The organism is Carboxydothermus ferrireducens DSM 11255, from assembly GCF_000427565.1.
GTDB lineage: Bacteria > Bacillota > Z-2901 > Carboxydothermales > Carboxydothermaceae > Carboxydothermus > Carboxydothermus hydrogenoformans.
In genome coordinates this window covers 76,488-101,750 of sequence record NZ_KE386562.1, presented here as the reverse complement: position 1 = coordinate 101,750, position 25,263 = coordinate 76,488, and the positions used below count along the sequence as shown (strand labels likewise).

Genomic DNA, 25,263 nt, shown 5'->3' with positions numbered 1-25,263 from the left:
AATACCTACCCAGAAACAATCTCACGATTATATTGTGCCTGGTCCAGCAGCAAAAAGAAAGTCTAATTTCCAGTTTTCAAAGAACAATTTTTATAAAATCTAAGCGGTTTTTATTACCGTTTAAAGATTATTTCTAAAATCATTATACGAGGAGGTAAAAAATAACAAAAAAGACGGGATGGACCCGCCTACTTAAGAAAAAGTTTAATTATGGATTTTAAAATACCCGGTAAAGGAATATAAATTACCCGCACACCAATCCCTCCTTTTAGGGCTACCATAGTATACGATTGCTAAAAGGGATTGGTGATTGGTTAATATTTACTTTAATGAAAAATTAATACTTGGGAACTTTTATTCGACTGACCATAAGATAAGCCAATAGAGGAGTAATAACGAGAAACGCTACCGGCGGAAAAGACGCAAGTTTTAACGATAAAAGTACCAGTACAGCGGTAAAACCTCCGGCAAAAGTTATGGGTACGCCGATAAAATAACCGGTAATGTCTAAAATATTAAAACGGGCAAGCCTCCAGGCACCGGCCATCGTATATACCACTATAATAAATAAACCAATATAGCCGTAACCGCTTAAACTATCGGCATAAACTAACAGGGCAGGAGCCACCCCAAAGGATACCAAATCCGCCAGGGAGTCCAACTGCTTGCCAAAATCCGAAGCTACCGCAAAACGACGGGCCAGCCTGCCATCTATGCCATCGGAAAACACGCTTATCAAAATTAAAACCGCTGCCAATAGGTAGTTCTCATTGATTGTGGCAATAATTGAAAGCATGCCCATCGCTAAATTTAAAAGAGTACATACCGACGGTATTGCCCTTAAAATCATCCCTTAATCCTCCCGATAACCGTAATGCCACCATACACCCGCTGGCCTTTTTGCACCAAAACTTCCACCGTTTCTTTCGGTAAATAAATCTCGGTACACGACCCAAATTTAATCATGCCCAGTAGCTGTCCTTTTTTTAATATGTCCCCTGGTTTTACATAACTTACAATCCTCCTGGCAATAAAACCGGTAATTTGTACCACCAACACCTGAAGATACGGATTTTTTATCCCAATGTAATTTCGTTCATTGATTTCCGAAGCGTGACTTTTAAACGCCGGAAGAAATTTTCCCTCACGGTAGTAGACATACTCCACCCGTCCTTCCACCGGGGCTCGATTGACATGAACATCAAAAATTGATAAAAAGATACTGATTTTTACCGCCGGACCTTTTAAGTAATGGCTTGCATTCACTTCCGCTACATCCAAAACCACACCATCCGCCGGTGAAATAATTGCTTTTTCATCTTCCGGAATGGTTCTTCGCGGATTTCTAAAGAAAAAAACGACAAAAAGAAACAAAAGAAACACCAAAAGGCCAAGCCAGAAATTAATAAGAGCTCCTAATACTGTTAGAACTCCTAAGGCAACCAGATACCAAAACCCTTCGCGATACATTACCAGTGGCTCTTTCATAAACTCCTCCGCCGGAAAATCTAACGTTTATTTTATCATTATTTCCTTTAAAGAACAACCATCTCCCCGGGATTCAATACTTTGATTGCTACTCCCAAAGCCCGGCCTTTATCTTGAAATTCCCCGACATCCGCAGCAATTACCGGCCAGGTATTGTAGTGCATGGGAATAGCATATTTGGGTTTAACAAGTTCCAGAGCTTTTAGCGCATCTTTAACGTCCATGGTAAAATTGCCACCAATCGGTACCAGTAAAATATCCACCGGGTCTATTTCGGCAAGTAATTTCATATCGTAAAAGAGTCCGGTATCTCCGGTATGGTATAATGTTTTCCCGCCAACGGAAAGTAAAAAGCCGCAGGGATTTCCCAGGTATTCCACCGGCCCTTCTCCAAAGGAGCTTCCATGCCAGGCGGGAGTAAGCTTTACCGTAAACTGCCCAAAGTTATATCTTCCGCCAATATGCATGGGATGGGTTTTAACGTTCTGGCGGGCAAGAAAATTGCAAAGTTCAAAAACACCAATTACGGTAGCACCGCTTCTTTGGGCAATTGCTACGGTGTCCCCCAGGTGGTCACCGTGGCCGTGACTTACCAAGATGTAATCCGCAGTAATTTCGTCGGGGCGAATTTTGGCCTGAGGATTTCCCGTTAAAAAAGGATCAAACAAGAACTTAAGCCCTTCTTCCTCTACTAAAAAACCGGCATGGCCCAGAAAAGTTATTTTCACTTTCCATCCCCTCCATCTGAATATGTAAATTTATTTATCTATTTTCTTTATGATAACCCAAAATCCTTTTAATTAAAAGAAAAAAGAGCCAAAAGGCCCTTTTATTTTAAGGTTATCAAAACCTGCCCCGCCTGTACCGTATCTCCTTCGGCAACTAAAATCTGGTCCACCACCCCGCTTCTTCCGGCAGTAATTTCATTTTCCATTTTCATGGCTTCAATGGTTATCACCACGTCCTGGGGCCCTACCGTATCTCCGGGTTTAACCTTAATAGCTACCACCACTCCTGGCATCGGAGCTTTAATTCCCGCGGAAGCCCCACTGGCCTTTGCTGCCGGTACAGGCGAAGAAATGCTTCTTATTTCCGAACCAACCGCTTTTCGTTCTATATCCCGGGTATTGGGTAAAACTCCCCAACCTTCGGTGTGGATTTCTTCCACCTCTATCTCGTATTCCCGACCATTCACCCGGATCTTAAATTTTTTTACCACCTTAAACCCCTCCTCTAAAAAGCCTACGCTGCATTTGTTCCAATAGGCCTCCGATTTTCCAGGGTGATAACGTTAAATACTGCTCCCGCGTTTCTTTCTTTGAAGTCTGATCGGCCGCAAAGGCGGCAGCTACCGCAGCAATTATTTCCTCTAAAGGTTGTTCTTGCTCCCCTTCGGCACCAAATATCTGTTTATCCCGGTAGGTTTCCAGGTCTTCTTCGGTTAAAGGTTCCATCCGGCGTTTGATAAAGTTGGTATAAACCTCACCCCGGCGGTAAAAGGCATTATCCATCACCTTGCGTAAAAAAGGTAAGTTGGTGGTAACACCGCCAATTACAAACTCCTCCAGCGCTCGCTTCATTCTGATAATCGCTTCCTCCCGGTTTCTTCCCCAGACAATTAACTTGGCAATCATCGAATCATAATAAGGCGGTATGGTATAACCTTCGTAAACCGCCGTATCCACCCGGACAAAAGGCCCCTGGGGCAGCATTAATTTTTTTATTTCCCCCGGGGTAGGAATAAACGATATCGGGTCTTCCGCATTTACCCGGCACTCAATGGCGTGTCCGTAAATTTTCACATCTTTCTGGGTAATGCTTAACCTTTCTCCAAGGCCAATTTTTATTTGTTCCTTGACGATATCTATGCCGGTAATCATTTCGGTTACCGGGTGTTCCACCTGTATCCTGGTATTCATTTCAATAAAATAAAAGTTTCCCCGATCATCCAGCAAAAATTCCACCGTTCCGGCCCCGGCGTAATGAACGGCCATGGCGGAGCGCACCGCCAGTTCGCCCATTTTTTTCCGCATTCTTTCCGTTAAGACATGGCACGGTCCTTCTTCAATTACCTTTTGGTTGCGCCGCTGCAGGGAGCAGTCCCTTTCTCCGAGATAAACCGCGTTCCCGTACTGGTCGGCTAAAATTTGAAACTCCACGTGCCGGCAGTCCTGAAGATACTTCTCTAAATATAATTTGGAATTACCAAAGGTTGAAGCGGCTTCCCGGGCCGCGGATTGAATCGCTTCTTCCAATTCCTTGGGAGTGTGAACAATCCGCATCCCCCGGCCCCCTCCTCCGCCGGCAGCTTTGACAATTACCGGGTAGCCAATTTCATCGGCAACCTTCAGGGCTTCCCGGAAATCATCAATCTCGCCATCGGACCCGGGAATTACCGGAACACCGGCTTTTTTCATGATTTCCCTGGCTACCGCTTTATCCCCCATAAGTTCAATAGCTTTGGCCGAGGGCCCGATAAATTTTATCCCGGCATCCAGGCAACTTTTAGCGAACTTAGAGTTTTCCGCAAGAAAGCCGTAACCTGGATGAATTGCGGTAACCTGGTTTTTTAATGCGGTATTGATTATTTCTTCAATATTTAAGTAACTTTTATTTTCCTTTAAAGGGTAAGCTTCATCGGCCATTTTAACCGGAAGGCTATCTTTATCTGCCGGGGTATAAACCACCGCCGAAGTTATTCCCAGTTCTTTACAAGCCCGGATTATTCTTAGGGCAATTTCACCCCGATTGGCTATTAAGATTTTTTCCTGCACCCCTATCACCTCCCCGGGGGTTGTTAAAAGGGAATATTTCCGTGCTTCTTCATGGGTCTTGATTCTCTCTTGGTACTTACAGCCAAAAGGGCTTTAATCAAACGGTCCCGGGTCTCCCGGGGATCAATCACGTCATCGATCATCCCTTTGGCAGCCGCTACATAGGGATTGCAGAACTTTTCCCGGTACATCGCCGTTTTTTCTGCCCGCACCTTGGCCGGGTCTTCCGCCTGGGCGATCTCATTCCGGAAAATAATATTGGCAGCACCGTCAGGGCCCATCACAGCAATTTCCGCGGTCGGCCAGGCAAAAGCCGCATCGGCTCCCAGAGAACGACTGCACATGGCCACATAAGCCCCACCGTAAGCTTTCCGCAGGATTACCGTAAGCTTGGGAACGGTAGCTTCGGAATAAGCATACAGTATCTTGGCTCCGTGCCGGATAATTCCACCGTACTCCTGATTGATTCCCGGCAAAAAGCCCGGTACATCCACAAAGGTTAGAAGCGGAATATTAAAGCAATCGCAAAAACGCACAAACCGGGCAATTTTATCGGAAGCATTGATGTCCAAAGTCCCCGCTAAATACTTGGGCTGGTTGGCCACAATACCCACTACCCTTCCCGCTAAACGGGCAAAACCTACCACCGCATTTTCCGCAAAATACTTATGCACTTCAAAAAATTCGCTGTCATCGACAATGCGTAAAATTACCTCACGGACATCGTACTGCCGGTTGGGATCTTCCGGCACAATATCCAGGAGCTCTTCGGTCGAATATTTTGGCGGCAGCGGAGCCTTAACCGGCGGTTCTTCCATGTTGTTCTGGGGAAGGTACTCTAAAAGCTTTCGCACCATACTCAGGGTGATTTCTTCGTTTTCCCCCACAAAATGGGCAACGCCGCTGATGTGGTTATGGGTCATGGCACCGCCGAGCTCTTCGGGACTTACTTCTTCACCGGTAACCGATTTGATGACCTGGGGGCCAGTAATAAACATCTGGCTGGTCTTATCAACCATGAAAATAAAATCGGTTATTGCCGGCGAATAAACCGCTCCCCCGGCACACGGCCCCATAATCACCGAAATCTGCGGGATAACTCCCGAAGCCAGGGTATTCCGGTAAAAAATATTACCGTAGGCACTCAAGGAATATACCCCTTCCTGAATCCTGGCTCCGCCGGAGTCGTTAAGCCCGATAAAGGGAACTCCCGCTTTCATGGCTAAGTCCATTACCTTACAGATCTTGGCCGAATGGAGTTCCCCCAGTGATCCGCCGTAAACGGTAAAATCCTGGGAAAAGAGGTAAACCGTGCGCCCATTGATGGTACCAAAGCCGGTTACCACCCCTTCCCCGTAGTTTTCCATGTCGCTCTTGGCAAACTCTCCCTGTTCTCCCCGCACAAACATATCCAATTCGACGAAACTTCCCGGATCCAACAAAAGGTTAATCCTTTCCCGTGCTGTAAGTTTGCCTGCTTCGTGCTGCCGTTTTATCCTTTTTTCGCCGCCCCCCAAAAGGGATTCCTGTCTTTTCCGGTTAAGTTCCTGTAACTTATTCTCCATCGTCCACCACCTCACAAAGTTCTATTAAAACACTGTTAGTTGATTTCGGATGGATAAAGGCAATTTTTTTCCCGTGAGCTCCAGGGCGCGGTTTTTCATCTATTAAGTTAAAACCTTTTTCCTTTAAAGCGGCCAGCATCCCTTCCAAATTTTCCACTAAAAAAGCAATGTGATGGATTCCTTCCCCGTGATTCATTAAAAACCGGGCAACAGCACTTTTTTCCTCGGTGGGCATTAATAATTCGAGATTACTTTCGCCCACCGGGAAAAATGCTACTTTAACCTTTTGTTCCGGTACTTCCTCCGTTCCAGCAACTTGAAAGCCTAAAAGCTCAAAAGTTTTTACTGCCTGTTCCAAATTCGAAACCGCAATGCCTATATGGTCGATTTTCTTAAACATCTTTTCCCTCCTCCCTTACCAGGTCTTCTATTACTTTCACCACATCCGCCGTCAAACTTCCGGGACCAAAAATCGCCTTAATCCCTTTCGCTTTTAAGTAAGCGTGATCCTCATGGGGAATAATGCCTCCCCCGATTACCGGAATATCTCCGGCTCCCAGTTCTTTTAAACATTCCACTACCCGTGGGAAAAGCTCATTGTGCGCTCCCGAAAGGCAGGAAAGCCCGACTACATCCACATCTTCCTCCACCGCCGCTTTGGCGATTTGTTCCGGAGTTTGGCGAATCCCCGTATAAATAACCTCCATACCTGCATCCCGCAGCGCCTGAGCGATAACCTTAGCTCCCCGGTCATGGCCATCTAAACCCGGTTTGGCTATTAAAACCCGAATTTTTCGCATCGTAACCCCCCTATTCCTGACGGTACTCACCAAAGACTTCCCGTAAAACTCCGCAGATTTCACCTAAAGTCGCATAAGCCTCCACCGCTTCTAAAATGGGGTAAACTATATTATCCTTACTTTCGGCAACTTCTCTTAAGCGCTTTAAGGCTTTTGCCACCCGTTCGTTATCCCGATTTGCTCTTAATTTTTGTAGTTTTTCCCGCTGCACCTTCTCAATTTCCGGGTTAACCCTTAATAAATCCTTTGGCGGTTCCTCATCAATTACAAAACGATTAACTCCTATAACCGTTTTTTCCCCCTTTTCTATCGCCCGCTGGTACTCATAACTGCTCTTCTCAATTTCCCGGCGCATAAAACCATTTTTCACCGCTTCTACCGCCCCACCCATCTCATCGATTTTCTTTAGATACTCCCAGACCTTTTCTTCAATGGCATCGGTTAAACTTTCCACATAATAACTTCCGCCAAGGGGGTCAACGGTATCGGTAACGCCAATTTCATAAGCAATCACCTGCTGGGTTCGTAAGGCCAGGAGAGCAGCTTCATCGGTGGGAAGACATAAAGCTTCATCGTAACTGTTGGTGTGCAGCGACTGGGTACCGCCAAGCACCGCCATTAAAGCCTGATAGGCAACACGGATAAGATTTACCTTGGGCTGCTGGGCAGTAAGGGTGCAGCCAGCCGTTTGGGTGTGGAAGCGCAAAAGTAAGCTTTTGGGATTTTGCGCGCCAAACCGTTCCTTCATGATTTTGGCCCAAATCCGCCGGGCCGCCCGGAATTTGGCAATTTCCTCAAAAAAGTTTAAATGGGCGTTAAAGAAAAAGGAAAGACGCGGGGCAAATTCATCCACCGATAAGCCCGCTTGAATTGCCGCTTCAACGTAGGCAATTCCGTTGGCGATGGTAAAGGCTAACTCCTGCACGGCAGTCGCGCCCGCTTCCCGGATATGGTAGCCGGAAATACTAATGGTATTCCACTTGGGTACTTCTTTTTTACAAAAGGCAAAAATATCGGTAATAATCCGCATAGATGGTTCCGGCGGAAAAATATACGTTCCCCGGGCCACGTACTCCTTTAAAATATCGTTTTGGATGGTGCCGTTTAAATTTTTGGGGTCCACTCCCTGCTTTTTGGCTAACGCAATATACATCGCCAGTAAAACCGCCGCCGGTGCATTAATGGTCATGCTGGTGCTAACTTTATCAAGGGGTATTCCGGAAAATAGCTCTTCCATATCCAAAAGAGAATCCACGGCAACACCAACCTTGCCTACCTCTCCCCGGGCCAGCTCATGGTCCGAATCATAGCCAATCTGGGTGGGTAAATCAAAGGCTACCGATAACCCCGTCTGACCCTGTTGTAAAAGGTAGTGAAAACGGGCATTGGTTTCCCTGGCAGTACCAAACCCCGCATACTGGCGCATCGTCCACAGTCTTCCCCGATACATATTGGGCTGAATGCCCCGGGTATACGGGTACTGCCCCGGTTCACCGAGTTTCTCTTGATAGTTAAAGCCTGCAAGGTCATCGGGGCCGTAAACGGTTTTGACCTCGATCCCCGAGTCTAAAACCACTTTTTTCTCCTCAACAGCCATCCCCAACACCCTCCTACTTAACCAAAGCTGATTTCATTAACACCGGCACTTCCCAGGGCACTTCCGCAATTAAAGCGCCGGCATTCCAGAGGGCATCAATTTTACTCTGGTAAGTGCCCCGCCCCCTCTCAATAATAGCCCCGGCATGCCCCATTCTTTTTCCCGGAGGCGCTGTTTTTCCCGCAATAAAAGCCACTACCGGCTTATTAATGTGGCGAATGACCTCCGCCGCTTCTTCTTCCGCTGTACCGCCAATTTCACCCACCACCACAATTCCCTGGGTTTCCTCATCCCGGGCAAGGCTTAAGATCACTTCGGCCAGGGAAAGTCCAACTACTCGATCTCCCCCCAGCCCCACGACCGTCGATTGACCCAAACCCGCCCTGGTTAATTCATAAGCAATCTGGTAGCTTAAAGTACCGCTTCGGGCCACAATCCCTACCGGACCTTTCTGGTAAATGGTATTGGGCATAATCCCAACTTTGGCAATTCCCGGGGAGATAACTCCAAAGGTGTTTGGACCAACAACGGTAACTCCGTAGACTTCTGCCACCCGCATAATTTTCAGAGCATCGTGTAAGGGTACATGCTCGCTAATAATAACAATGGTTTTAATCCCCGCTTCCATTGCTTCCAGAGCAGCATCCAAAACAAAGGGCGCAGGGATAAACAATATCGAGGTATTGGCTCCGGTATTTTTTACCGCATCTAAAACGGTGTTAAAAACCGGTACCCCTAAAACCTCTGTCCCCCCTTTACCGGGACTTACCCCGGCCACAACTTTGCTCCCGTACTCTAACATCTTTCCGGTATGAAACCGTCCCTGATTACCGGTAATGCCCTGAACAACTATCCGCGTTTCTTCGGTAATAATGATAGCCACTAATTGTCCCCCCCTACTTTGGCAAGCTCCACCGCTTTAATCACCGCTTCCCGCAGGGAAGAAAAGCTTTCCACTCCCGCCTCCTGAAGCATTTTTACCCCGATATCTTCATTGGTTCCCACCAGGCGAATCACCACCGGTACCGTTATTTCCCTCTGCTGTTTCACCGTTAAGTAAGCTTTTGCCACCTCATCACAACGGGTTATACCGCCAAAAATATTTATTAAAATTGCCTTGGGATTGGTGGAGATTAAAAGGTCCAGCGCTTTGGCCATTTGCTCGGCGTTAGCCCCACCACCGGCATCCATAAAATTCTTTGGCTTTCCGCCAAAATAGGCAATTAAGTCCAAAGTAGCCATGGTAATTCCCGCACCATTGGCCATTACCGCTATATTCCCATCCAGTTCGACAAACGATACGCCAATTTCCTCGGCTCTTTTTTCCAACGGGGTTTTTTCTTCGTTAAAGGGAAGGTCCGCGGGCCAGCGAAAACGCGCATCATCATCCACCGTCATCTTGCCATCGGCGGCAATAAGCTTTTCCCGGGAAATCACCAGGGGATTTATCTCCACAAGCTCCGCCTGGTAAGTTTCAAAAATGCGGTATAAGTTAATTAACAAAGTAGCAAGCTGTTTTCCTAAATCTCCCGTAAGTCCCAGCTTTTGCGCCACCAGGTTCCCGTGATAATTTCTCACTCCAATTAACGGGTCTACGGGAAGTTTTAAAATTTCCTCTTCCGGTACTTCTTCAATGTCCACGCCACCTGCTTTTGAAGCAATCACTACCGGCTTTTTAATCCGGCCATCCACAAAAATTGAAAGATAAAGCTCCTCCTCAATGGGAATTTTCTCTTCAATTAAGATTGCCTGAACTTTCTCTCCCTTAATGGTCATCTTCAGGATGGCTTCCGCCAGTTCAAAACCTTCTGCCGGATTGGAAAAGATTTTTACCCCCCCGGCTTTACCCCTGCCACCGGTTAATACCTGCGCTTTGATTACTCCTTCGCCAACTTTTTCCAGATGGTTTTTGGCCTGCTCTAAATCAAAAAAAACTTCACCCCGGGGAACTAAAATCCCGAACTCCCTCATAATTTTCTTTACCTGGTATTCAAAAAGTTTCACTACCTTCCCTCCTTGCTGAATGAATTTATGTTGAAAAATAAAAAATCAACTTTGTATACACTATACAATTTAAATCTTTTTTACTAATATTATATATATTCTTAATTTTCATATTTTTCTCTTTATTTTTTTAATTTCCTGCCTGGTGAAAAAAATAACTTATTTCCTGAAACTTATCTCCAAACGAAAGATTTTTGCCCTTATTAACGAAGCAGTTGCTGTTTTTACCCGGCAAGCTAAACCATATTTTTTACCGCAACTTAAAATAATTGCTGCTTTCCCCTTCCCACCGCAAAAAACAATTTCATCCAAAGAAAAATAACCATAACAAAAATCCCCGGCAAAAGCACGGTGGCGAAATTTTAAGGGAACGAACACCCGCTCCCCCAGAACCAAAGGTATCGGCTCCCCTAAAGCTCTGGCCATACTCCTTAAAGCTTTAAAATCCACAAAATAATACCACAATATTTCTCGTCGAAAGCTTTTAATACTTTTCCGGAGAAACACCTCATCCCCGCCTTTCATTACCACCATCGTTCCTTCGCCAACTCCCGGCTTTAAACATGGATAAAAGCCGATCACTTCGTTATACTTTATCGACATAAAAACACCTCCGCCCAGCAATTTACTTTTGCCCGGGGGAGGTTTTCGGGTAGCAAAAAGGGAGGATTTAAGGGAGTTTTAATCAAACTCAAAGTTAAAAAGGGTTTCCTTATTAAACGAATAACCGTAACCTTTATGACAGAGAATAACATTTTCGTATCCCAAATCCCGAAGCTTCTTTCTCAGATTTTTTAAATGCCATTTGAGGCTTTCATCGCTAACTCCGGCAAAATCCGCTAAAACCCTTTCCATAATTACTTCCTTAGAAACAATTCTGCCCCGGTTTTCCCAGAGGAAAACCAGCAAGCGATATTCGGTGGGGGTTAAATGATTTTTTAAATTAATCTTTGCTTTGTCGGCAAAGTAGTGCTGGTACTGTTCATAAAAAGCATCCACAATAACTTTCTCTTCCTTATATTTGATAATAACTTTGGCGCCGGACAAAGTTTTCCTGGCCTCCTTCCAGAAACAGTAAAAGCCACTTTTTTATTTCCGGACTATCCGCACTTCCCTGCAAAAATATCGGCTTTTTATCTTTATAACCGAATAAAACCACGTTTTCCGGCTGCAAAATCGAAATAAATACCGGATTCTGGGTAATAATAATGGTTTGAGCGCGCCTTGTTTTTAAAACCGGAATTAAAAAGCAAGCAATTTTGGCCGTATCCATTGCTCTTTCCGGATAATAAAGGACTACCGGCTTTTTCTCTAACGCTAACAGGAATAAAACTAACGCCAAATTTTGCATTTCCGGTTCTTCATCCCTTAAGTTTTGGGAGCTTGTCCTGGTTTTTAAAATTACCTGTTCTCCCAAAATTAAATTTTTTAAAAAGAATTTTTCCCAGGAACTGAGCTTTCCCTTTAACCAGTAAAGTAAATCGGAATAAACCTGATACTCCGGTTGCTTTTCTAACCGGGGATGATTTAGCAAGCGGATGAGTTTTCGGGGAGGAACTGTTTCGCATAAAGGTACAATTTTCTTTTTAAGGGGAAGAGAAGCGTTTTTTAAAACCCGTTCCAGAAAAGCCCGGTATTCACCGGTATCTCCGTTAAGCTGCACCTGACATTCAAAAAAGTTAAGAGTCTTTTGCAAAACTTCGTCCAATTCTTTTAAAAGAAGTTTTAAAAATTCTTGTTGTTTTAAATTTAAATTTTTCTTGGCCAAAAATTTCTGTTTTAAAAGCTCTTTTAACTCCAAAGACAAAAGTTTAAACTCTTTTTGCAGGTTTTCCCGCAGGATAAATACTTCCCACAAATTTTCCTGCTCTTTTACCCATTGTATTAACCGTTCGTCAATCCCTTCTTCCTCTTCGGTTTCCTTTTGAAAAAAGTCCATTTCTTCTTTTAATGAATTTATTTTTTCCCAAAGACTAAAAGTTTCACCTTCCGTGATATATCCTTCTTTCACCAGCTCCCGGAGCGTGGACAAGAATTTTTCAAGCTGCCGGGAAAAATGCTCGAATTCTTTTTGGGTTCGCTTTTTTATTATCTCGCGCCTTTCCTGTTCCTTTAAAAGCTGCCTTAAAAGATTTAGCTTTTCCGGGTCAAGTTTACTTAAATCCCCTTGAGGAAGCTTTAAAAAATTTTGTTTTAATTCTAAAAGCTCTTCTTTTTTGGTAAAAATTTGTTCATTTAGTTCTAACATTTGCCTGCAACTTTCCTCAACTTCAGCTTTTTTAGAAGAAAGTTTTTGCTTTAAATATTGGTTTAAATAAACCTCCGGGTTAATCTCGTAAATCTCCCCGTAAGTTAGTGCCACTACTTCCTGCTGCTCTTTAATTTTTTCATACGCCCGTTTTAAACCAAGAAAATACGGACCACAGAAAACGTTCAACTCCGGAAATAATTTAATGGCTTTTTGCTCCGGGTCTATCGCCAAATACTCCACTAAAATCCCCCCTTACTTTATAGTACATATGTTCGATTGAAAAGTAAATACTTTTCAGGTGAACTACCGCCCACCTATAAGGTGGTGGCTTCCTGCTTCCTCGACCAAACTTGCTGCTGGGAAAAGATATTTTCTACCACAACAGTAGAGGTCCAGTCTCCACAGGCTTAAGTTCGGGTAGTTCCTACCCTACTGCTCATCAGGTGAGCAATCCCATAATTCCTAAGGTTCGCCCCTGAATTTACATCTCTATCATGTACTGCACCACACATCGGACAATTCCATTCCCTTATCTTGAGGCTCCTTACAGCTTCGTTCTTATACCCACAATTGCTGCAAATCTGAGACGACGGAAATGTCCTATTTGCAAAAATTATCTCCCTGCCATACCATTTTGCTTTGTAGTTCAAATACTCTAAAAACTTTGACCAGCTGCTGTCTGCTATGTGTTTTGCCAATCTTGTTCTGATTAATCCTTTTACATTTAGGCTTTCGACCACCACGACTTGGTTATCGTCTATGATGGTCTTTGATAACTTGTGGAGAAAATCTTCTCTTGCATTCTTTACATACTCATGCTTTTTTGCAAGCTTTATTCTTGCTTTCTCATAATTCTTTGAATTTTTTTGCTTCCTTGATAATGCTTTTTGCAGTCGCTTTAACCTTTTTTCTGCCTTTATCAAATACTTTGGATATCCTATCTTGAATACTCCACTGTCGTTAACTACTGTTGCAAAATGCTTCAAACCCAAATCTATTCCACAAACAAGATTATTAGCTTCCCTTGCTCTATTCCTTGGTTCTTCGGCATCAACAAGAACACTTACATAATACCTCCCAGCTTTACTCTTGGTTATTGTTACAGACTTTATCCTGCCTTCAAATCTCCTGTGGAAAACTGCTCTTATCCCGCTTTTCAGCTTTGGCAGAAAAATTAAGCCATTTTCAAAGTCAATCTTTACACTTTCCTTCCCATTTTTGAGCCTCTGGTTATTCGTTGTGTATGATTGTTTATCCTTCTTTTTCTTGAACTTTGGCAATCTAAAATGTTTTGGGTTGCTAAAATAATCTCTGAACGCTTTCTCCTGCTGAAGCTGAACATTTGCCAGAGCAAGACTGTCTACTTCTTTCAAAAATGAGTATTCTTTTTTGTATTTTGCTGGGGTTATTCTTGGAATCTTTTTGCCCTGTCTAAGTACTTCTAAGTTTTCTTCCAGCATCCTGTTCCACACAAACCTACAGCATCCAAATGTCCTTGCAAAAAATTCTTCTTGTTCCTTAGTTGGATAGATTCGATACTTATATGCTTTGAGCATCCTCTTTCTCACCTTGGCTTTCAATATACCTCTTTATTATCTCAATTGGTACACCGCCACTTGTCAATAAACAATAACTCCTTGACCAAAAATACTCCTTCCAAAGTTTCTGCCTAATCTCAGGAAACTCTTTCTTTATCAGTCTTGATGACGCACTTTTATATGCATTTATGAATTTTGAAAGCTGCGTTGTGGGAGTTGCTTTGAATAAAGCATGAATGTGGTCTTTGTCGTGATTCCATTCAATCAATGTTATATTGTAATTTGGTTGTATATACTCAAAAATTTCTTTTAGCCTTTGGGAAATATGTTTATCTATCACTTTTTTTCTGTATTTTACGACCAAAATCAAATGATAATATAAAAGAAACACTGAATGTTTATTTGTGTCTAATTTCATAGTTATCACCAAGTTTATTCTATACCGAAACCGAATAATTTTCAACTGCAATTCATCTCCACCTTACAGAAGATGGAAACTTCTGGCGGAAATTCAGTTAAATCTTTCTAATTACCGTTTACACTTAATTTTTTACCATTCACCGACTTTTACTGTTTATCCTCAGGGGTTTTTGGTTATACTTATATCGAAGCCTAATCTCCTCTCCCTTTTCTCTATATATATTTTAAAAGCCGCAAAACCCATGAAGGTTTTGCGGCTTTTTCATTTAAAATTTTAAACTGGAGTTAAGTAAACCTTGCGCTCCCGTGGGCCATCAAATTCCGCAAAGTAAATCCCCTGCCAGGTTCCAAGACCAAGCTTTCCCTGATTGATTGGCACATACAACGATACCCCCACTAAAGAAGACAGGATGTGAGCCGGGGAGTTTCCCTCGAAGTGCCGAAAGGGAAGTTCTGGAACAACCCTCTCAAAATACATTTCTAAGTCCCTTTTGACATCGGGATCGGCATTTTCATTAATTAAAATCCCGGCGGTAGTGTGGGGAACATAAAGCATTAGGGCCTTTGCTTCGGGAAAATTACAAACTTTCTCAGCTACTCTGGCTGTGATATCAATTAGCTCAATTTTTCTTGAGCTGCTAATTTTTATTACTTCCACGGCTATTTATTTCCCTCCAGATACTTTTCCGCCGATACCGCAGCCTGGGCTCCATCAGCAACAGCGGTAACTACCTGACGCAGGTCTTTTAACCGCACGTCACCCGCTGCAAATAACCCGGGAATAGCGGTAGCCATATTTTCATCGGTTTTTATATAGCCGTTTTCCAGCTCCAAAAAGCCTTCCAAAAAAGCGGTGTTCGGTTTTAGACCCACGTAAATAAACACACCGTCAACGGGAATCTCGGACTTTTCCCCGGTCTGAACATTTTTCACTATCACTTTTTCAACCTTTCGCTCTCCGGCGATTTCCTCCACCACCGTGTTTAAAACAAACTCAATCTTGGGATTAGCTTTAGCCCGCTCCTGAATAACCTTCGCCGCTCTAAATCCATCCCGCCGGTGGATGAGATAAACTTTTTCCACTAATTTCGTAAGGTAAATCGCCTCTTCTAAGGCAGAATCACCGCCCCCTACTACCGCCACGGTCTTTCCTCTAAAGAAATTGCCGTCACAGGTAGCACAGTAGGAAACGCCCCTTCCCCTGAATTCCCGTTCACCCGGAACGCCCAATTCTTTTGGTTCCGCTCCGGTAGCTATAATTACCGTTTTCGCTGCAATTTCACCGGTTGAAGTATTTAAGATAAAAACTCCGTTTTCTTTTTTAATCCCCGTTACATCGGCATTTTTGAACTCGGCCCCAAACTTTTCCGCCTGCCTTTGCATATGAACCATCAACTCAAAACCGCCAATCCCGTCCTCAAAACCCGGATAATTTTCAATCCATTCGGTAGTAGCAGCCTGTCCGCCGGGTACACCCCGTTCCAAAACAAGCGGATTTAAAGCCGCTCTGGCTCCGTATATTGCCGCAGCCAGCCCCGCAGGGCCTCCGCCAATTATCACTAACTCTCTCGTTTCCATTTTTTCACGCTCCTTCAGATAAGTTTTTATTTACAAAAAATAAATTAATACTATTTTATTTTTTCGTCAATACTTATTACAGCAAACCACGCCGGCGTAAACTTATCTGGTATTTTAAGAGGGTGCTTATAAGTCTATCTCGATGTTTTTCATCCACATCTTCGAATTTCACAAGGTAAGACTCGTTTAATGTTGTTTTAGGAGTTTCGATAATCGTTCCCTTAAATCCAAAATACTGCTCTTCCTCCTCAACTTTTAATCCAAAAAGTATTGTTACCCTGGTATTTTCTTTTAATACAAGGCCTACTTCTTTTAACTTTGCTTTATTAACCACAAATCTTAACCCGTTACCACCAAGCTCAACTATTAATATAGGTATATTATTGCTGCCGCTTACCAGAAGTCCTCCCCTGGAAATGGGCAGCGATACAAACTGTTCCGGTACCACAAATCCGGGATTTTCCTTAACCTCGAAAATTAACGTCTGGTTGTACACATTATAAAACTGCATATGGCCACGAACATAGGCCGACATCCCCTTATCCTGAAAATACAAGGTCAGCGGTTTTTCGTAAGCTTCTTTCATATCAAAAGAAAGATGGTGGTAAAGCTTAATAAATACTTTTTTGGAGTTTTCGAGTTTATAAGAAACCCTTCCGTCAAAGTACTGATTGCCAACCGCTAAAGTAACTCTGCAAAAGAGCTTGGGCAAATCCGGAACTTTGTATTTTAGAGGATTTAAGAGGCGGGTTTTTCTAAATCCCGCAATAAAAGCTTCTACTAATTCGGGATCAAACTGCTTACCTTTATTATTAACCAGTTCTTCTAATGCTTCATCATAACCCATTGATACCTTGTAAACCCGCTCACTGACCATAGCATCAAAACTGTCGGCAATGGCCAATATCCGGGAATAAAGGGGAATTTCATTTCCTTTGAGTCCTTTGGGATACCCCTGGCCGTCATAATGCTCATGATGGTATAAAATAATTTCGGCCACCTCATTAAACATCGGTAGATTTTTTAAAAGTTCATAACCGAATTCCGAATGTTTTTGCATCTTTAGTTTCATTTCCTCGGTGTACTTACCGATGTGCTGTAAAATAAAATCCGGTACCATAATTTTCCCAACATCATGCACGGCTCCCGCTATTTGTAAAATCAAGCGCTGGGTTTCATCAAGCCCGATTTCACCGGCAATGAGGTCAGCATACTCCACCACTCGCTCCATATGCCCACGGATCAGCGGTTCTTTTTCTTCAATAACTCTGTTAAACATTATTATTATTTCAAAAATTAGATTGTAAAATTGTTCAATATAAAGGTAGTTTTTAAGTTCATTAACATTAAAAGAAATACTTGCGGGAGTCAAATCTTGAAAGTAACCAATAATTATTATATTTTTACTATTTTCTTCCACATAAATAGGTATAATCTGCATTACTTCAACCTGATGTAATTCGGGAAAATAGCTTTGTACCTGGTCCTTGCTTAACACCCGGGGTTCGGTTAATGTTTTAAGCCAATCGAGATTTCCCGGAATTAAGCTGCCATTAACTTTTTCATTAATTTCCCTTTTTAGATCATAGGGCACATTTCCAGCAAACTCACAAAATCGGCATACATATCTGCTACTTTCACTAATCTCAACCAGCAAAATAAAGGTGCCGTTTTGTTCGGTTAATATATCCTGAAACTTGTGGCTTATCCGCTCTAAATATTTCCCGTAACTCTCAAATATTCTTTTGAAATTCATGATTGTTCCCCTGCCTGCACAGTTTTAGCTAAAATTTCGACAAATTTATCAATATCATCTTTCGTAACATCTTTATGGGTTACGAAACGAAACAGCCCATTACTGGAAGGATTTATTTTTATTCCTTCTGCTAAAAGCTTTTCTGGTAAATCTTCTATATTAAGATGCGATTTAGCCCTGGCCCACACCATGTTAATCTGCACCTTTTTTAAATCCACTTCAAAGCCAAGGTCAATTAACTTTTGGGCAAGATATAATGCATTTTCGTGGTCTTCATAAAGCCTATCCACCATTTCTTTTAAAGCAACAATTCCAGCTGCCGCTAAAATTCCCGCTTGCCGCATGCCTCCACCTAATAATTTTCGGTATTTCCTGGCTTTTTCCACAAACTCTCTACTTCCGGCGAGAATTGACCCTACCGGAGCCGATAAACCTTTGGAGAGACAAAACATGACCGAATCGGCATACCGGGCAATTTCCCGGGCATCAACCCCCAGGTAAATAGCGGCATTAAAAATTCTTGCCCCGTCCAGGTGGATTTTAAGACCGTGGCTTTCAGCAATTTCCCGGATTTTTTCCAGGTAGTGAAGGGGCACTACTTCTCCGCTACTGTAAGCATTCTCCAGGCAAATAAGGGAAGTCCTCGGCATGTGAATATCGTTGGGTCGTATCGCAGCTTTTACTTCCTCTAAATCCATCATGCCACCATTTGTCTTAAGTCCCCGGAGCTGCACCCCGGATAATACTGCCGGTGCCCCAACTTCATATTTAAAAATATGGCAATCTTCCCCCAGAATCACTTCGTCCCCCCGCTGGGTATGGGTCATAAGAGCCAGTTGATTCCCCATGGTCCCACTGGGAACAAAAAGGGCCGCTTCCTTGCCAATTCGTTGAGCAGCAAGTTCTTCTAATTCCCGCACCGTAGGGTCATCGCCGTAAACATCATCCCCTACCTCGGCAGAAAACATGGCCTCACGCATCTTTGGAGTAGGAGTTGTTACCGTATCACTGCGAAGATCAATAAATTTCACCTTAGGACCTCCTCATTTATCTCAAAAACTTTTGTACCGCTTTACCGTTTAAATAATCGCATTTTGCCCCCTGTCGGGTATCCCTTTTTTCCAGCTCTTCCTCAATTAAATGTTTAATTTTCCACCAGCTAACCCCCCAGTTGGCAAAGAGAACCCCTTCATCGGGACCCTTTCCAATTAACCTTTGCACCACCACTTCCGGACTTAAATACTCCAAAAAGGTTACCACCCACTGGACATATTCTTCCAAGGGTATAATCTCAATTTTCCCCTCCCGGTACATATCCCCTAAAACCGTTTTTTCTGGAATAAACAGGGTATGGAGCTTTACAAAATCTATCTTTAATGCTGACATAATTTTGGCATTTTCAATGACATCAACTAACGTTTCCCCGGGCAGGTTTAAAATTAAGTGGGTCGTAACATTTAAGCCAAACTTTTTTATTCGCAAGACCGCATCGATAAATTCGGCCAAGGTATGGCCCCGGTTTATCGCTATTAAGTTTTTATAATTAACCGTCTGTAAACCAAGTTCCACGTCTACTTCTATATTTTTTTTATTTTTTACCTCCGCCAGCACCTCCAGGTATTTATCGTTTACCGCATCGGGTCGGGTGGAAACGGAGAGGCCAACAATATCGGTGTTATCCACCGCTGCTAAAATATAATCCCGGAAAACCGCAAGCGGATGATAGGTATTGGTATAGGCCTGAAAATAAACGATAAATTTTTGCGCTTTAAATTTATCTTGAAAATACTTTTTTAACTCCTCTACTTTCTGAGATATGGCCCGGGTATCGGGTAGACAAACGAATCCCCCGGGCGAGTCTTCGCAAAAAATACAGCCCCCGGTTCCCACCGTACCATCGCGGTTTGGACAGGTATGGGGAAGATTCACGGGAATTTTATATACTTTGCCGCCAAATTTCTCCTTTAAATACCTTGTATAGGAATAATACCTTTCCATTTTCGTCACCTTTTTTCTTTTATCTTAACAAAATTTGCCGAAAAAATAAAACCCCCGAAATATTGGGGGTTAAAAAGCTTTTAATTCTAAAAGTTTTAAGCGGTTGTCATACTCCACAAGTTTTTTGTCGACCTTGGCAAGGCTTTCTTCCAACTGCCTGGTTACCAGGAGCACCCGCTCCTGGTTGGCTTTCACTTCAATTAACTGCTGCTGAATGCTTTCCATGTATTGTAAACCAGAAGTAAGCTGGCGGCTGATTTCATCAATGCGGTTAAACGCCAGTTCGTCCCGGAATTTCAGCTCGGTAATAGCGGTAAGACCCTGCCGCACTTCTAAAGACAAATCGGCAATTTGCCGGCTGTTATCGGCCACACCCTCGGCAACTAACTGGACTAACCTTTTAAACTCCTCTATCATGACCCCGGTATGCTCGTCCAAGCTAAATCCCTCCGGTTTCAAACTATTTAGTATATTCAACAAAATATAATTTTTTCCTGCCGGATTTTAAATTTTATCCATCTTTTTTAAAAAGAAGTACCCCCAAAAATAAAAACAACAAACAAAATCCAGCCATCACCGTAATATCGGTAGCTAAGCTATATTCATGGTAGGGCAAAAATACATGCTTTAAAAGATCAATCCCGTAAGCCAGAGGGTCAATCGCAGCCAAAGTAGCCAACCAACCGGGAATTCCTTTTAAAGGGTAGATAGCTCCACTTAAGAAAAATAATGGCATTACAATAAAGTTCGTGACAAATTGAAACCCCTGCATCGACTGCATCCGGGCAGCAATCACAATTCCAAAAGCCGCCATGGTAAGGGCAATAAAATACATGGTAACAAAAGCTTTTACCACCATAGAAAAAGAAAGATTGATTCCAACTGCCGGAGCAAAAATTAAAATAATCATCCCCTGAATAACCGCAGTAGTAGCTCCCCCCAGGGCTTTCCCCAAAACAATACTTTCGCGGGAAGCCGGGGATACCAACACTTCTTTTAAAAACCCGAACTCCCGGTCCCAGACAATGGAGATGGAAGAAAAAATAGCTGAAAACAAAACAGTCATCCCCACAATTCCCGGAAAAATAAAAGTACGATAGTTAACTCCACCGGGTCCGGTAAAAGCTGCACCCATTCCACCGCCCATGACAAAAAGCCAGATGGCCGGCTGGACTAACGAAGTTATTATCCTGATTTTTTCTCGCCAGTAGCGAATTAACTCCCGGTAAAAAATCGCCCAGAGAGCCGCCATCACCGCCACCTCCTGCGCCGGCTAAATCCCGGTGTTCTATGGTTTTCCCCTACTTCATCCCGTATTTCCCGTCCGGTAAGCTTTAAAAACACATCATCAAGGGTTGGCTTTTTGATGGACACCGCGGTCACCGGAAAAGGAAGTTCCCGCAAAAGGGCCGGGATAAAGGTTTCCGCTTCTTTTACTTCCACCACTACCTGATTTTTTACAATCTTAGCTTCTAAATTAAACTTTTCTTTAATAAAAGTAACAATTCCCGCTGCTTCCGGAGAGTTTATGTAGACGATATTATTTCCAACCATTTGCTTTAAATTGTCCGGGGTATCTAAGGCAATAATCTTTCCCTGATCGATTACCGCAATGCGGTCGCAGTTTTCCGCCTCATCCATATAATGGGTAGTGAGAAAGATAGTAATCCCTTTTTCTTTGCGGATTTTGTGGATATATTCCCAGATGTGCACCCGGGTCTGGGGGTCAAGTCCTACCGTCGGTTCATCTAAAAAAAGAATTTTCGGATGGTGTAAAAGCCCCCGGGCGATTTCCAGTCTTCGCTTCATGCCGCCGGAAAAAGTCTGTACCAGACTGTCCTTTCGTTCATAAAGCTCCACCATCTTAAGAACCATCTCAATCCGCTCCCGGCGTTCCCGGGCGGGAATGCCATAGATTAAAGCATGAAACCATAGGTTTTCGTAGGCCGTTAAATTCCGATCCAGCGTTGGGTCCTGAAAAACTAACCCAATATTTTGCCTGACCTTATCCTTCTCCAGCCACAGGTCATAACCCGCCACCTGGCCTTGGCCCCCATCGGGTTTTAAAATCGTACAAAGCATGGAAATGGTAGTAGTTTTGCCGGCTCCATTGGGTCCTAAAAAACCAAAGACCTCACCTTCATAAACGGTAAGGTCCACCCCTTTCACCGCTTCAACCTCTTTAAAGCGCTTGGTAAGTCCGGTTACCTCAATAACCGCCATTTTTATTCCTCCAGGATGTTAAATTTCTCGCAGAAATTTTTTGAAAATATCTAACGCTTCAACTTTTAAACTTTCATCCAAGATCTTTAAATTTTCAATTTCTTTGGGATAAATTTCTATTAAATTTTGAAACCTTTTTTCAATAACATCTTTTTTCCTTCCAAGCCCTTTTGCATACCTAACAAGCATTTCCCTGTGATTTTTATATACTACAGCAACATCAATAACATCTCTAATTTTAAGAGTTTGTGAACGATAAAAAAGTTTTTTTAAAACAATTTCCCAGGGGGTTTCGATTTGAATTTCATTATCAAATAATTTTATTTTTTTAAACGGATCTGGGGTAAAATAGGGAGCGATAATAAAGTCAATTTCTCCATCGTTCAATTGTAACTTTAGAAAATTTGAACTTTCTACATAATCTTCAGTCATTTTAGCAACAAAACTATTTAGCCTTGGAGTAAGCCAGGTTAGATACTGAGCATCGGTAAAAAAGATATCGAGATCTTTACTTTCCCGGTGATAAAAATAATAAGATAGGGCACTTCCTCCACCAAAAGTCCAATCAGTAGTAGGAATTAAGGAATCATTTAAAAAGTCTACAGCTAATTTAAAAAGTTTAGCCCACGGAAATTCCATAGCCAAAAGTCTCCTCAAACTCAGGATTGGGATAATACTTTTTAACAAACGTCCGGTAATATTTAAGAAGCTCTTTTTCCAAAAGGTTATGTTTAATTAAAAAGCGATAAATACTTTCAAAAGGCACATCGGTGAAAAAATTAAAAATCTGGACAGCATATTCATCATTAAACTCCATATTTTTTAGCATTCGAACTAATTCTTCTTCCGAAAGATAATTTTTCGTCTGAGCATTAATTGTTGTTTCAATCATCAAAACCACCTGCTCACTTTTCCTTAATTTTACCACACACCTCCAGGGATTGGAAGAATGGAATAATTGACACTCTTAATAGTCCATGCTAAAATAAATTTACGAAATACGGGCGCGTAGCTCAGCGGGAGAGCGCTTGACTCACATTCAAGAGGTCGCAGGTTCGAACCCTGCCGCGCCCACCATGAAAATTAACACTTTTAGCCTTTGGTAACTTTAAAAGGAGCCTGGATGGCTCCTTTTATTATTACTCTACCCTAAAAAGATTTACCATGATTTTTTTCATCAAGTTGAACAAGTTCATGAACTACTACATAATCAATTACCGGTAAAGGGACTATAATAAGCTATAAAGTGGCTTCTCGCCCTGAGAGGCATTTTACCCCTTGTTTTGTTCTTGTATTTTATTCTCTAACTCTTTTATCCAATTTTCTAAAAGATTTAATTCTTCACGAGTTACTAAATTTAAATCTTTTATGATTTTTCGCAGTTCTTCGTCTATTTCAGATTTTAACTCCTCCTTTTGGTTTTTTCCTTTTTCAATTAATTCATCCAAAAACCTTTGAGCTTCTTCTTTACTCATCTTGCCTCTTTCCATAAGTTCCTTTAAAAACTCTTCCGTTTTTTCTTTCGTTAAAGATATTAATCCCAATCCTAACAAAAGGCTCCTTCTAAAAATATCCATAAATCGCACGCTCCCCAAGAGATATTCTCATATTGCAATTGAGTATTCATCCCTTATATAGCCCTTCCTTTCCAGTGTTTGTAAGATGTTGTTATTATTCCGAACACAAATTCCCATGAGTTTTGCCAGCGGTTTATAAGATATTGGCAAATCAAGAATTCATAAAACATTTTAAAGTATTGCAGTAATTCTAACGTTTTTCTGGGTAACCTCAGGGCGTATCACCCCATTTATGCTTTATTCGAGCTAAAATAATTTTTAACGTTCCCTGATCTCGGCAGCAACCTCTGCCCAGGCTTCAGACAACCGGTCAAGGTATTCGCTTACTTCACCTTTTAAGATATCATCAGCTCCAGGATGGGTAGGTTTTGCTCCGGTTTCAGCTACAATCTCTCTAAGGGCAGAAGGTACGTCAATAATTGGGCATGGTCTTAAGTGGTTATTATTAAATGGTTGTCTCTTTTGGTATGCTTTAAACAAAGGTGAATTTAAAACATCTTTAAGACTGCATTCGTTAATATTATGAGTAGAAATATGAACAAAGGCACACGGTTCTACAGCACCACTTGCAGTAATGTGGAAATAATATTTTCCTCCAGCAATGCAACCTTGAGTAAATTCGCCATCATTCCAAAAATCGGCCAGGAATATAGGTTTATTTCTACGGATATTAGGGACAACCTTTGCTAAATAGGCTCGCTGCTCAGGAGTTAACATTAAATCCGTGTTTGGATTTCGACCAATGGGAATGTAATGGAATATCCAGCCGTATTTTGCTCCTTTATCTATCATATAATCAATAAACTCATCAGACATTATTTCTTCTACATTTTCTCGTGTTGCCGTAAGAGAAATACCAAAAACCGCTCCCCTTTCCCGCAACATCTCCATCGCATTTATTACTTTTTTAAATACTCCTGTTCCCCGGCGCCGATCAGTTCGTTCCTCCCAACCTTCAAGACTAAAAGCCGGTGAAATATTACCAACTTCTATAATTTTATCGGCAGTTTTTTCATCAATTCTTGTCCCATTGGTATATATCATAAAAGCCATATCGTTATGTTTTGCCGCTAAGTCAAACAAATGAGGATACATAAAGGGTTCCCCACCTGACATTACTATCCAGTAAATTCCTAACTCCTTAGCTTCATTGAAAAGACGGTCCAAACGTTCATACTCCAATTCATCATGTTTGGCATATGCACCAGCCCAGCAACCTTCACACCGTAAATTACAATTACTTGTAGGATCCACTAAAATTGTATGAGGTACTTTAAATCCTAAGGTTTCGGATAATTGTAACTGTTTTGGAATACCGAAAATAATCGAGTTTATAAAAAAGTTAAAAAGCAAACGCTGACGTACATTGGGATGAGTGTCTCGTAATAAACTTTCAACTAATTGGCGTATTGCAGGATAGTTATTAAGATTTCTCTCAACTGTCAAAATTGCCTGTTTGTGTTCTTCTCGTCTGGCTAAAATTTTTCCCAGAGTAAATATCCGATCTAAATTGTTAACTGGATCTTTACTCAGATAATTTAACAGCTGCTGCAAGGTTTTTTCACTTACGTACCGTTTGGCAAATTCTAAACTTGTCCCAAATTTTTTGCTCACCTTATCAACCCCCGAAGTATTTTTTTAATGTTGTCTTTATTAAATACTAAAAATAACCATTTGCTTGCTTTTATTTTGGT

29 protein-coding genes and 1 tRNA gene are annotated in these 25,263 nt (G+C 42.3%); 1 reads left to right on the top strand and 29 read right to left on the bottom strand.

From position 1 onward, the window contains the following. Positions 1-337 precede the first annotated feature (337 nt). The 26 genes from pssA to CARFE_RS0113565 form a co-directional block, all read right to left on the bottom strand. Positions 338-850: a CDP-diacylglycerol--serine O-phosphatidyltransferase gene (gene pssA, locus CARFE_RS0113690; RefSeq protein WP_028053139.1), complete on the bottom strand. Its 513-nt coding sequence runs from the start codon at positions 848-850 to the stop codon at positions 338-340. Continuing rightward, positions 847-1,488, bottom strand: a complete 642-nt coding sequence (locus tag CARFE_RS0113685) for a phosphatidylserine decarboxylase family protein (protein WP_028053138.1) — start codon at positions 1,486-1,488, stop codon at positions 847-849. Before CARFE_RS0113685 ends, pssA begins: the two co-directional genes overlap by 4 nt. 47 nt (positions 1,489-1,535) lie before the next feature. Beyond that, a complete protein-coding gene (locus CARFE_RS0113680; RefSeq protein WP_028053137.1) occupies positions 1,536-2,216 on the bottom strand; it encodes a metal-dependent hydrolase in 681 nt (226 codons plus the stop codon). 101 nt (positions 2,217-2,317) lie between these two features. After that, the gene (locus tag CARFE_RS0113675; protein ID WP_028053136.1) at positions 2,318-2,707 is read right to left on the bottom strand and encodes a biotin/lipoyl-containing protein; all 390 of its coding nucleotides are present in this window, start codon (positions 2,705-2,707) and stop codon (positions 2,318-2,320) included. Between the two features lies 1 nt (position 2,708). After that, entirely contained in the window at positions 2,709-4,262 is a 1,554-nt protein-coding gene (gene accC, locus CARFE_RS0113670) for an acetyl-CoA carboxylase biotin carboxylase subunit (RefSeq protein ID WP_028053135.1), read from the bottom strand. A gap of 23 nt (positions 4,263-4,285) precedes the next feature. Next, positions 4,286-5,827 carry an acyl-CoA carboxylase subunit beta gene (locus CARFE_RS0113665; RefSeq protein WP_028053134.1) on the bottom strand — a complete coding sequence of 514 codons (1,542 nt, stop codon included), beginning with the start codon at positions 5,825-5,827 and terminating at the stop codon, positions 4,286-4,288. Next, on the bottom strand, positions 5,817-6,227 hold the full coding sequence (gene mce, locus CARFE_RS0113660; protein WP_028053133.1) for a methylmalonyl-CoA epimerase: 411 nt from the start codon (positions 6,225-6,227) through the stop codon (positions 5,817-5,819). The genes CARFE_RS0113665 and mce overlap by 11 nt, the downstream gene beginning before the upstream one ends. Then, positions 6,220-6,627: a cobalamin B12-binding domain-containing protein gene (locus CARFE_RS0113655; RefSeq protein ID WP_028053132.1), complete on the bottom strand. Its 408-nt coding sequence runs from the start codon at positions 6,625-6,627 to the stop codon at positions 6,220-6,222. Before CARFE_RS0113655 ends, mce begins: the two co-directional genes overlap by 8 nt. Positions 6,628-6,637: 10 nt before the next feature. After that, on the bottom strand, positions 6,638-8,224 hold the full coding sequence (locus CARFE_RS15375) for an acyl-CoA mutase large subunit family protein (RefSeq protein ID WP_084138975.1): 1,587 nt from the start codon (positions 8,222-8,224) through the stop codon (positions 6,638-6,640). 13 nt (positions 8,225-8,237) lie between these two features. Beyond that, positions 8,238-9,107, bottom strand: a complete 870-nt coding sequence (gene sucD / locus CARFE_RS0113645) for a succinate--CoA ligase subunit alpha (RefSeq protein ID WP_028053131.1) — start codon at positions 9,105-9,107, stop codon at positions 8,238-8,240. Continuing rightward, positions 9,107-10,228 carry an ADP-forming succinate--CoA ligase subunit beta gene (gene sucC, locus CARFE_RS0113640; protein ID WP_028053130.1) on the bottom strand — a complete coding sequence of 374 codons (1,122 nt, stop codon included), beginning with the start codon at positions 10,226-10,228 and terminating at the stop codon, positions 9,107-9,109. The genes sucD and sucC overlap by 1 nt, the downstream gene beginning before the upstream one ends. Before the next feature lie 159 nt (positions 10,229-10,387). After that, positions 10,388-10,831 (bottom strand): hypothetical protein, encoded by a 444-nt coding sequence (locus tag CARFE_RS0113635; RefSeq protein ID WP_028053129.1) that lies wholly within the window; start codon positions 10,829-10,831, stop codon positions 10,388-10,390. 78 nt (positions 10,832-10,909) lie between these two features. Beyond that, complete coding sequence (locus CARFE_RS15835; protein ID WP_028053128.1) at positions 10,910-11,275, bottom strand: helix-turn-helix domain-containing protein; 366 nt, start codon at positions 11,273-11,275, stop codon at positions 10,910-10,912. After that, positions 11,244-12,719 (bottom strand): coiled-coil domain-containing protein, encoded by a 1,476-nt coding sequence (locus CARFE_RS0113625; RefSeq protein ID WP_028053127.1) that lies wholly within the window; start codon positions 12,717-12,719, stop codon positions 11,244-11,246. The genes CARFE_RS15835 and CARFE_RS0113625 overlap by 32 nt, the downstream gene beginning before the upstream one ends. Positions 12,720-12,886: 167 nt before the next feature. Next, a complete protein-coding gene (locus tag CARFE_RS0113620) occupies positions 12,887-14,059 on the bottom strand; it encodes an RNA-guided endonuclease TnpB family protein (RefSeq protein WP_322785339.1) in 1,173 nt (390 codons plus the stop codon). Next, complete coding sequence (tnpA, locus tag CARFE_RS0113615) at positions 14,019-14,435, bottom strand: IS200/IS605 family transposase (protein ID WP_028053125.1); 417 nt, start codon at positions 14,433-14,435, stop codon at positions 14,019-14,021. The genes CARFE_RS0113620 and tnpA overlap by 41 nt, the downstream gene beginning before the upstream one ends. Before the next feature lie 276 nt (positions 14,436-14,711). Then, positions 14,712-15,095, bottom strand: coding sequence for a secondary thiamine-phosphate synthase enzyme YjbQ (locus CARFE_RS0113610; RefSeq protein WP_028053124.1), 384 nt, complete (start codon positions 15,093-15,095; stop codon positions 14,712-14,714). Positions 15,096-15,097: 2 nt separating this feature from the next. Further along, positions 15,098-16,015, bottom strand: a complete 918-nt coding sequence (gene trxB / locus CARFE_RS0113605) for a thioredoxin-disulfide reductase (protein ID WP_028053123.1) — start codon at positions 16,013-16,015, stop codon at positions 15,098-15,100. Positions 16,016-16,091: 76 nt separating this feature from the next. Further along, positions 16,092-17,771 (bottom strand): HD-GYP domain-containing protein, encoded by a 1,680-nt coding sequence (locus CARFE_RS15830; RefSeq protein WP_051250347.1) that lies wholly within the window; start codon positions 17,769-17,771, stop codon positions 16,092-16,094. Beyond that, the gene (gene ltaE, locus CARFE_RS0113595; protein WP_028053122.1) at positions 17,768-18,802 is read right to left on the bottom strand and encodes a low-specificity L-threonine aldolase; all 1,035 of its coding nucleotides are present in this window, start codon (positions 18,800-18,802) and stop codon (positions 17,768-17,770) included. The genes CARFE_RS15830 and ltaE overlap by 4 nt, the downstream gene beginning before the upstream one ends. Before the next feature lie 16 nt (positions 18,803-18,818). Next, positions 18,819-19,769, bottom strand: a complete 951-nt coding sequence (locus tag CARFE_RS0113590; protein ID WP_028053121.1) for a TIGR01212 family radical SAM protein — start codon at positions 19,767-19,769, stop codon at positions 18,819-18,821. 69 nt (positions 19,770-19,838) lie between these two features. Then, on the bottom strand, positions 19,839-20,207 hold the full coding sequence (locus CARFE_RS0113585; protein WP_028053120.1) for a hypothetical protein: 369 nt from the start codon (positions 20,205-20,207) through the stop codon (positions 19,839-19,841). A gap of 73 nt (positions 20,208-20,280) precedes the next feature. Further along, the gene (locus tag CARFE_RS0113580) at positions 20,281-21,021 is read right to left on the bottom strand and encodes an ABC transporter permease (protein ID WP_028053119.1); all 741 of its coding nucleotides are present in this window, start codon (positions 21,019-21,021) and stop codon (positions 20,281-20,283) included. Beyond that, entirely contained in the window at positions 21,021-21,992 is a 972-nt protein-coding gene (locus CARFE_RS0113575; protein WP_028053118.1) for a daunorubicin resistance protein DrrA family ABC transporter ATP-binding protein, read from the bottom strand. Before CARFE_RS0113575 ends, CARFE_RS0113580 begins: the two co-directional genes overlap by 1 nt. 18 nt (positions 21,993-22,010) lie before the next feature. Then, the gene (locus CARFE_RS15825) at positions 22,011-22,631 is read right to left on the bottom strand and encodes a nucleotidyl transferase AbiEii/AbiGii toxin family protein (protein WP_051250346.1); all 621 of its coding nucleotides are present in this window, start codon (positions 22,629-22,631) and stop codon (positions 22,011-22,013) included. Continuing rightward, complete coding sequence (locus CARFE_RS0113565) at positions 22,612-22,884, bottom strand: hypothetical protein (RefSeq protein WP_028053117.1); 273 nt, start codon at positions 22,882-22,884, stop codon at positions 22,612-22,614. Before CARFE_RS0113565 ends, CARFE_RS15825 begins: the two co-directional genes overlap by 20 nt. Before the next feature lie 110 nt (positions 22,885-22,994). On the opposite strand from CARFE_RS0113565, the gene CARFE_RS0113560 reads away from it, so the two are divergent. After that, positions 22,995-23,069, top strand: a tRNA-Val gene (locus CARFE_RS0113560). Positions 23,070-23,141: 72 nt separating this feature from the next. Here the strand turns inward: CARFE_RS0113560 and CARFE_RS16085 are convergent. From CARFE_RS16085 to CARFE_RS0113550, 3 genes are all read right to left on the bottom strand, one after another. After that, positions 23,142-23,225 carry a M48 family metallopeptidase gene (locus tag CARFE_RS16085; RefSeq protein ID WP_322785340.1) on the bottom strand — a complete coding sequence of 28 codons (84 nt, stop codon included), beginning with the start codon at positions 23,223-23,225 and terminating at the stop codon, positions 23,142-23,144. Positions 23,226-23,263: 38 nt separating this feature from the next. Then, positions 23,264-23,569: a phasin family protein gene (locus CARFE_RS0113555; RefSeq protein ID WP_034542174.1), complete on the bottom strand. Its 306-nt coding sequence runs from the start codon at positions 23,567-23,569 to the stop codon at positions 23,264-23,266. Positions 23,570-23,827: 258 nt separating this feature from the next. Beyond that, complete coding sequence (locus CARFE_RS0113550) at positions 23,828-25,183, bottom strand: radical SAM protein (RefSeq protein WP_028053115.1); 1,356 nt, start codon at positions 25,181-25,183, stop codon at positions 23,828-23,830. Positions 25,184-25,263 lie beyond the last annotated feature (80 nt).